The organism is Synechococcus sp. R6-7, assembly GCF_047461695.1.
GTDB lineage: Bacteria > Cyanobacteriota > Cyanobacteriia > Thermostichales > Thermostichaceae > Thermostichus.
Genome location: NZ_JANSHS010000291.1, coordinates 1 through 1,943, shown reverse-complemented (window position 1 = coordinate 1,943; position 1,943 = coordinate 1). Strand labels below are relative to the sequence as shown.

2 protein-coding genes are annotated in these 1,943 nt (G+C 62.2%); one reads left to right on the top strand and one right to left on the bottom strand.

Annotation, left to right across the window (positions count from 1 at the left end; translation table 11 throughout):
• A partial coding sequence (locus tag NW815_RS08945; RefSeq protein ID WP_414415925.1) for a Zn-binding domain-containing protein occupies positions 1-1,684 on the top strand: 1,684 nt, incomplete at its 5' end.
• On the opposite strand, the gene NW815_RS08940 is transcribed toward NW815_RS08945, so the two are convergent.
• Positions 1,681-1,943, bottom strand: a 263-nt coding sequence (locus tag NW815_RS08940; protein ID WP_414415924.1) for an ABC transporter permease, incomplete at its 5' end; no start/stop codon positions are given. The two genes, NW815_RS08945 and NW815_RS08940, sit on opposite strands and share 4 nt — an antisense overlap.

Genomic DNA, 1,943 nt, shown 5'->3' with positions numbered 1-1,943 from the left:
CCCCCGCGCCTTTGACCGCGCTTTTGACCGCTGGCGGGAGCTCTATCGGGCCGCCACGCAACAGCTAGAAGCCGCCAACCAGCAACTGCAGATGGCTCGCCGTCGGGAAGACCAGCAGGAAGCCAGGCGCCGCCAGCAGGAGGCTCTGCGCCAGCGGAACCTACTGTTGCAAATCGATACCCAGCGGGAGGAAAGCGACTTCTACCCCTACCGCTACCTAGCCAGCGAAGGGTTCCTGCCCGGCTACAACTTCCCCGCCTTGCCCGTGCGGGCCTGGGTGCCCCGCGGCAGCGAGGGCGAGTTCATCGCCCGGCCTCGCTTTTTGGCTATCCGCGAGTTTGCTCCCCACAACTTCCTCTACCATGAGGGCTGCCAGTGGGAAGCAGTGGCGTTTCAGGCTCCGCCCGGCGGCCTGGAGGAGCGCAAAAGTAGCCACAAGCTCTGTTTTAGCTGTGGGGCCTTTGCCGATCCCCACCTGGATTGCTGCCCCGTCTGCGGCACCCAGTTCGATGGGCAAAACAGCCTCTTTACCCAGCTTCTGGAAATGCCCAATGTGCGCATGCGGCGGCGGGATCGCATCACAGCTGACGAAGAGGAGCGGCGGCGGCAAGGCTACGAGTTGCAGACCTTCTTCCAGTTTGCTCCCGAAAGCTCTGGCTACCGCGTCCAAGAAGCTGATGTGCTGAGCGGACAAACTCCCCTGCTGCAGTTGCGCTATGCCCCGGCGGCCACCCTGCTACGCATCAACCACGGCTGGCGGGGAAGTGGAGGGCGCGGCTTTTTGGTCAACTTTGAAAATGGGGAAGTTCCCTCGCGAGATCAGCTTGAGCGGAACAGGGCAGGCTCGTCCAACCCAGTCCCCCTGCAGTCCATTCGCCTGGCGGTGCGCAGTACCCAAAACCTGTTGCTGGTGCGCCTGGTTCAGCCAGGGGTGGAGAATCCGCAGGCCCTGGAGACCACCCTGCGCTATGCCCTCAAGCGAGGGATCGAAGAGACCTTTGAGCTAGAAGAGACAGAGCTGGCCGCCGAGTGCATCGGCCAGGGATCCCATCAGGCCATGCTCTTCTACGAAACAGCAGAAGGGGGCGCTGGCGTCCTGCGGCGCCTGGTGGAAGAGCCCCAGGCTCTAGCGGAAGTGGCCCAAGTGGCGCTGGAGATCTGTCACTTCCAGCTTTCAGAGGCCGGGATCCAAGACCTGCGGCCCGAATGCCGAGCAGCCTGCTACGAATGCCTGCTCAGCTATGCCAACCAACGGGAAGCGCTGCAGCTTGACCGCTATCAGATCCGGGATCTTTTGGGCCTGCTGGTCAACAGCCGCACCGAGCTGCGCTCCCTGGGTCGCTCCCGCCAAGAGCACCTGGAGTGGCTGCGCCAGCTCCTGGACCCTCGCTCTGAACTGGAGCGCCGCTTTCTCGAAACGCTGGCAGCAGGAGGGTATCGGCTGCCTGAGGATGCCCAGAAAGCCATTGCCGATCCCGACTGCGTCGTTGACTTCTTCTACAGCCCCAACATCTGCATCTTCTGCGATGGCCCAGTCCACGACCAGCCTGCCCAAGCGGAACGGGATCGCCAACTGCGCTCGCAGCTGCAGGGACGGGGCTACCGCGTGCTTGTTCTGCGCTACAACCAAGATTTGCAAGAGCAGCTGGCTCGCTACCCAGAAGTATTTGGCAAGGGCAGCTAGTCCTGCTGGTGGGAAAACAGATAAGCTCCCACAAAAGCCAGGATTACCGCCAAGCCGCCCAAAACTCCCACCGTGTACCAGGGAAACTCCGCAAGCGGCTGGTAGGCGGCTGCCCGCATGCCAATGCTGGCGTAGGAAAGGGGCAGGCAATAGACCAGCACCTGCAGGTAGGTCGGCAACTGGGCGGGATCGAAAAAGGTGGCCCCTAGGAAAGACATGGGCGTAATCAAAAAGTTGGTTAGCACGCCCACACTCTCCA